This is a genomic window from Stenotrophomonas sp. 2YAF22, assembly GCF_052114665.1.
In the GTDB taxonomy this organism is placed as follows: Bacteria; Pseudomonadota; Gammaproteobacteria; order Xanthomonadales; family Xanthomonadaceae; genus Stenotrophomonas; species Stenotrophomonas indicatrix.
The window spans coordinates 1-5,742 of sequence record NZ_JBFRFE010000239.1 but is presented as its reverse complement, the minus strand read 5'-3'; the positions used below and the strand labels follow the sequence as shown (position 1 = coordinate 5,742).

Genomic DNA, 5,742 nt, shown 5'->3' with positions numbered 1-5,742 from the left:
CGGTCGAGCCGTAATTGAAGCGCGCCATCTCTTCGAAGCGCTGCAGCGTGATGCCGCGGCCCCGGTAGTCCTTGCGGGTGATGCGGTCGCCGTAATGCGGAATCTCTTCGCCGCTCCATACCGTTTCCACGCCCGACACCAGCAGCGCACCGACCATCACGCTGACCATCGGGCCGAAGCTGGTGTCGAAATGGCAGACCAGGCGTTCGTTGCGCGCGAACAGGCCGGGCACGTTGTTCACCGCAGCCGGGCCGACGCTGAACAGGCGGCCGGGCACATGCACGGTTTCGCGCAGGGTGCCGGTCCACGGCATGTGCACGCGGTGGTAGTCGCGCGGCGACAGGTACACCGTGGCATACAGGCCCTCGTTGAACGGCTTGGCGTCCTCGGCGCTGCCCAGCAGCTCGGCGGCGGTGAAAGACTGCCCCTTGGCCTGGAAGATGCGCCCGGCGTCGATCTTTCCGAGCTGGCTGATGCGGCCGTCCGCCGGCATCACCAGGCTGCGCGGATCGGCATCGGCCACGCGTGCGCCGGGCTTCAGCGCGCGGGTGAAGAACTGGTTGAAGGTCGGGTAGCTGCGCGGGTCCGGGTTGGCCGCTTCATCCAGGTTGACGTTGAACTTGCGGGTGACCGTGTCGATCAGCCAGCGCGATACGCGCGGGTTGTCCGAGTACGCCAGCGAACGCGCCATCGAGGACAGCAGGCGGTGGGGCAGGACGTACGTCAGGGCGGTGGTCAGACTCATGGGGCGGATTTCTCGGTCAGCTTCTGCAGGTCGCGGGCGATCGCCGGCGCATTGAACGGGGGCCGCACCAGGCCGGCAAGCCGGCCCTGCGGATCGAGCACGGCCAGGCTGGCGGAGTGCTCGAGGGTGTAATCCTCGGGATTCTCGTCGAAGTGCTTGCCCGGCACCTTCTGGAACACGAAGCCCAGCGAGGTGGCAAAGCGCTCCAGCGAGGGAATGTCGGCGGTCGCCGCCAGGGTGTCCTTGTGGAAGCCGTGGGCGTACTCGCCCAGGCGCGTGGCGGTGTCGCGCTCCGGGTCGACCGAGACGAACAGCACGCGCGGGCGCAGGCCATCGGGCAGCGCTTCCCACTGATTCTGCGCACCGGCCAGCTCGGCCAGGGTGGTCGGGCAGACGTCCGGGCAGAAGGTGAAGCCAAGGAATACCAGGGTCCAGTGGCCCTTCAGTTCGCCGGGAATCAGGCGCGTGCCGTCGGACTGGGCCAGGTTGTAGTCGGGCAGGGTGCGCGGCTGCGGGTACAGGGTGATCGCTTCGGTGGCCGGCTGCCCGGCCGGCGGCTTCGGCGCGAACACCTGCTGGGCGGCGAGCAGGCCAAGGCCCGCTGCCAGAGCGATCAGCAGGATGATGCCGACGTTGCGATTGAACATGGGATTCCGCCGCAGGAAGTGGCCACCATCATACCGGCTGCGACTGGATCGTTTCTGCCGCAACGGATGCCGGCGCAGGCGGCAACCCCTATAATCGGGGGCCACTTTGCCCGCAGTACCGCCATGACCGCTGAAACGGCCGCCGAACTCCATACGATCATCGATCTGATCCGCTACGGCACCAGCCGTTTCAACGCTGCGGGCCTGACCTTCGGGCACAGCTACGACAATGCCCTGGACGAGGCCACCCAGCTGGTGCTGCACGGCCTGCACCTGCCGCACGACCTCGGCCCGGCCTACGGCCAGGCGCGCCTGTTGCTGGAAGAGAAGCTGGCGGTGCTGGAGCTGTTCCAGCGCCGCATCGACGAGCGCGTCCCGGCTGCCTACCTGACCGGTGAAGCCTGGTTCGCCGGCCTCAGCTTCAAGAGCGACACACGCGCCCTGGTGCCGCGTTCGCCGATCGCCGAACTGATCGAGTGYGGCTTCGAGCCGTGGCTGGCCGGCCGCGATGTCAACCGCGCGCTGGACCTGTGCACCGGTTCGGGCTGCATCGCCATCGCCATGGGCCACTACTACCCGAACTGGGAAGTAGACGGCGTGGACCTCAGCGATGATGCGCTGTCGCTGGCCGAAGAGAACAAGGAACGCCTGCAGGCACACAACGTGACGCTGCTGAAGTCGGACCTGTTCAACGGCCTGACCGGCCGCCACTACGACCTGATCGTCACCAACCCGCCGTATGTCACCAACGACGAGACCGATGCCCTGCCGCAGGAATACTCCTACGAGCCGGAGATGGGCCTGCGTGCCGGCGACGACGGCCTGGACCTGGTGCTGAAGATCCTGCGCGACGCGCCGCTGCACTTGAGCGAGGACGGCCTGCTGATCTGTGAAGTGGGCGAATCCGAACAGCACCTGATCAAGCTGCTGCCGGAAGTGGATTTCGCCTGGGTCGAATTCAAGGTCGGCCAGATGGGCATCTTTGCGGTCGAGTGCCGCGAGCTGATCGCCCACAGCGCGCGCATCACCGAACTGGCGGCGCAGCGCCCGTGAGCTCCAATTCGTTCGGCAAGCTGTTCACCGTCACCACGTTCGGCGAATCGCACGGGCCGGCCATCGGCTGCGTGATCGATGGCTGCCCGCCGGGGCTGGCGCTGGACGCGGCCGAATTCAGCCACGACCTGCAGCGTCGCGCCACCGGCAAGAGCCGGCACACGTCGGCGCGGCGCGAGGCCGACGAGGTCGAAATCCTGTCCGGGGTGTACGAGGGCCTGACCACCGGCACCCCGATCGCGCTGCTGATCCGTAACACCGACCAGCGCAGCAAGGACTACAGCAACATCGGCCAGCAGTTCCGTCCGGGGCATGCCGATTACAGCTACTGGCACAAGTACGGCATCCGCGACCCGCGCGGTGGTGGCCGTTCCTCGGCACGCGAGACCACCATGCGCGTGGCCGCTGGCGTGGTTGCCAAGAAATGGCTGGCCGAACGCTWCGGCGTTACCGTGCGCGGCTACCTGTCGCAGCTGGGCGAGATCACTCCGGCCGGTTTCGACTGGTCGGTGGTCGAGGACAACCCGTTCTTCTGGCCGCATGCCGCACAGGTGCCCGAGCTGGAGGCGTACATGGATGCGCTGCGCAAGTCCGGCGATTCGGTCGGTGCCTGCGTGGACGTGGTCGCCGACAATGTGCCGCCGGGCTGGGGCGAGCCGATCTACGGCAAGCTTGATGGCGAGCTCGCGGCCGCACTGATGAGCATCAACGCGGTGAAGGGCGTGGAGATCGGCGACGGTTTCGCCAGCGCCATGCAGAAGGGCACCGAACACCGTGACCTGCTGACCCCGCAGGGTTTTGCCAGCAACCATGCCGGCGGCATTCTCGGTGGCATTTCCACCGGCCAGCCGGTGGTCGCCTCGATGGTGCTCAAGCCGACTTCCAGCCTGCGCCTGCCCGGTGAATCGCTGGATACGGCCGGCAATGTGGTGGAGGTAGTCACCACCGGCCGCCATGATCCCTGCGTCGGCATCCGCGCCACGCCCATCGCCGAGGCGATGATGGCCCTGGTGCTGATGGACCAGGCGCTGCGCCACCGCGCGCAGTGCGGCGATGTCGGCACCATCACCCCGCGCATTCCCGGCCAGCTTGATGGCTGATACGCGGCCGACGGTATGGGTGAGCCAGCCGCTGATCGACGCGGCCATCGCGCCGCTGCGCGATCGCGTGCAGCTGCGCACCACCGATACCGTCACCGCCTGGTCGCCGCAGCAGATCGCCGCGCAGCTGGCGGATGTTGACGGGGCGATCATCACCCTCAACGAGCGCATCGGTGCGACCCAGGTCGCCGATGCCGCGCAGTTGAAGGTGATCGCCAATGTCGGCGTCGGCTACAACAATCTGGATGTTGACGCCCTCAGCACCGCCGGCATTCTCGCCAGCAACACCCCGGACGTTCTCACCGAGACCACGGCCGATCTCGGCTTTGCGCTGTTGATGGCCACTGCGCGCCGGATCACCGAATCCGAGCGCTGGCTGCGCGAGGGCCAGTGGGGGCAGTGGTCGTTCCAGACCATGCTGGGTGCCGACATCCATGGCAGCACGCTGGGCATCCTCGGCATGGGCCGCATCGGCCAGGGCATCGCCCGTCGTGGCGCGCACGGCTTCGGCATGAAGGTGCTGTACCACAACCGTTCGCGGCTGCCGGCCGACACCGAAGCCGCGCTCGGCGCGACCTACGTGGATCTGGACACGCTGCTGGCGCAGTCCGACCATCTGTTGACCGTGTTGCCATACACCGCCGCCTCGCACCACATCATCGACGCCGCCGCGCTGGCCAAGATGAAGCCGTCTGCCACCCTGGTGAACATCGCCCGCGGCGGCATCGTTGACGAACTGGCGCTGGCCGATGCACTGGCCAACGGTCGCCTGTCGGCGGCCGGCCTGGATGTCTACGAAGGCGAACCGAACGTGCGGCCGGAACTGCTGGCCCTGCGCAACATCGTGCTGACCCCGCATATCGGCAGCGCATCGCTGGCCACGCGTACGGCCATGGTGCAGATGGCCGTGGACAATCTGCTGGCCGGGCTGGGCCTGGACGGCAGCCCGTCGCGCATGCCGAGCGCGATCAACGCCGACGCGGCCCTTGCCGCGCGCGCGCCCTCGGACAAAAAAAGCGGGAAACGATAGGGAACCTCCGCGCATCCATCCGAGGAGGCTCCCCGAACCCAGCTGTCGTGCGTGAGTTTTCCCCCTTCCCGTTTTCGTGAGAGTTCCCCCATGAGCAATGCACAACGCAGCTTCCACGTCGCCATCGTCGGCGCCACCGGCGCGGTCGGCGAGACCATGCTGGCCATCCTGGCCGAGCGCGATTTCCCGGTCGGCACCCTGAGCCTGCTCGCTTCCGAGCGCTCGGCCGGCGGCGAAGTCGAATACAACGGCAACAAGGTCAGGATCCAGGACCTGGCCACTTTCGACCCGAGTGGCGTGGACATCGCCCTGTTCTCGGCCGGTGGCAGCGTGTCCAAGGAATACGCCCCGAAGTTCGCTGCGGCTGGCGCGGTGGTGATCGACAACTCCTCGGCCTTCCGTTACGACGATGACGTGCCGCTGGTGGTGTCGGAGGTCAATCCGGACCAGGTCGCCAACCGGCCGCGCGGCATCATCGCCAACCCGAACTGCTCGACCATGCAGATGCTGGTCGCGCTGGCACCGCTGCACCGCAAGTACGGCATCGAGCGCATCAACGTGTCCACCTACCAGTCGGTATCCGGCGGTGGCCGTTCGGCACTGGAGGAACTGGGCAAGCAGACCGGCCAGCTGCTGAGCTTCCAGGAAATCGATCCGCAGCGTTTCCCGGTGCAGATCGCCTTCAACCTGATCCCGCACATCGACGACTTCCTGGACAACGGCTTCACCAAGGAAGAGATGAAGCTGGTCTGGGAGACCCGCAAGATCCTGGGCGACGACAGCATCCTCGTGAACCCGACCGCGGTACGCGTGCCGGTGTTCTATGGCCACTCCGAATCGGTGGCGATCGAAACCCGTGACAAGGTGACCGTCGCCGAAGCGCGCGCGCTGCTGGAACAGTCGCCGGGCATCGAGGTGGTGGATCGTCACGAGGCCGGTGGCTACCCGACGCCGGTCACCCATGCCTCGGGCACCGACGCGGTGTACGTCGGCCGCATCCGCGAGGACCTGTCGCATCCGCGCGGCCTGAACCTGTGGATCGTGTCGGACAACGTGCGCAAGGGCGCAGCCCTCAACGCGGTGCAGCTGGCCGAGCTGGTCGCCGCCGAGAAGCGCTGATCCCTGCTGTTGCATGACCGGTAGTGCCGGCCGCTGGCCGGCAGTGCC

General features: G+C 67.2%; 6 protein-coding genes. 4 read left to right on the top strand and 2 right to left on the bottom strand.

Annotation, left to right across the window (positions count from 1 at the left end; translation table 11 throughout):
* Together asd and AB4Y84_RS11125 are read right to left on the bottom strand one after the other, a co-directional pair.
* Positions 1–745, bottom strand: a 745-nt coding sequence (gene asd, locus AB4Y84_RS11130; RefSeq protein WP_442250133.1) for an archaetidylserine decarboxylase, incomplete at its 3' end; no start/stop codon positions are given.
* Entirely contained in the window at positions 742–1,392 is a 651-nt protein-coding gene (locus AB4Y84_RS11125) for an SCO family protein (protein WP_032975016.1), read from the bottom strand. The genes AB4Y84_RS11125 and asd, both read right to left, overlap by 4 nt.
* A 123-nt stretch (positions 1,393–1,515) precedes the next feature.
* On the opposite strand from AB4Y84_RS11125, the gene prmB reads away from it, so the two are divergent.
* The 4 genes from prmB to AB4Y84_RS11105 all read left to right on the top strand — a co-directional run bounded on the left by prmB (position 1,516) and on the right by AB4Y84_RS11105 (position 5,694).
* Positions 1,516–2,445 carry a 50S ribosomal protein L3 N(5)-glutamine methyltransferase gene (gene prmB, locus AB4Y84_RS11120; protein WP_313251991.1) on the top strand — a complete coding sequence of 310 codons (930 nt, stop codon included), beginning with the start codon at positions 1,516–1,518 and terminating at the stop codon, positions 2,443–2,445.
* Positions 2,442–3,545, top strand: coding sequence for a chorismate synthase (gene aroC, locus AB4Y84_RS11115; RefSeq protein ID WP_442250132.1), 1,104 nt, complete (start codon positions 2,442–2,444; stop codon positions 3,543–3,545). The genes prmB and aroC overlap by 4 nt, the downstream gene beginning before the upstream one ends.
* Positions 3,538–4,575: a 2-hydroxyacid dehydrogenase gene (locus AB4Y84_RS11110; RefSeq protein ID WP_442244082.1), complete on the top strand. Its 1,038-nt coding sequence runs from the start codon at positions 3,538–3,540 to the stop codon at positions 4,573–4,575. The genes aroC and AB4Y84_RS11110 overlap by 8 nt, the downstream gene beginning before the upstream one ends.
* A 90-nt stretch (positions 4,576–4,665) precedes the next feature.
* On the top strand, positions 4,666–5,694 hold the full coding sequence (locus AB4Y84_RS11105; protein ID WP_025876149.1) for an aspartate-semialdehyde dehydrogenase: 1,029 nt from the start codon (positions 4,666–4,668) through the stop codon (positions 5,692–5,694).
* The last annotated feature ends 48 nt before the right edge of the window (positions 5,695–5,742 follow it).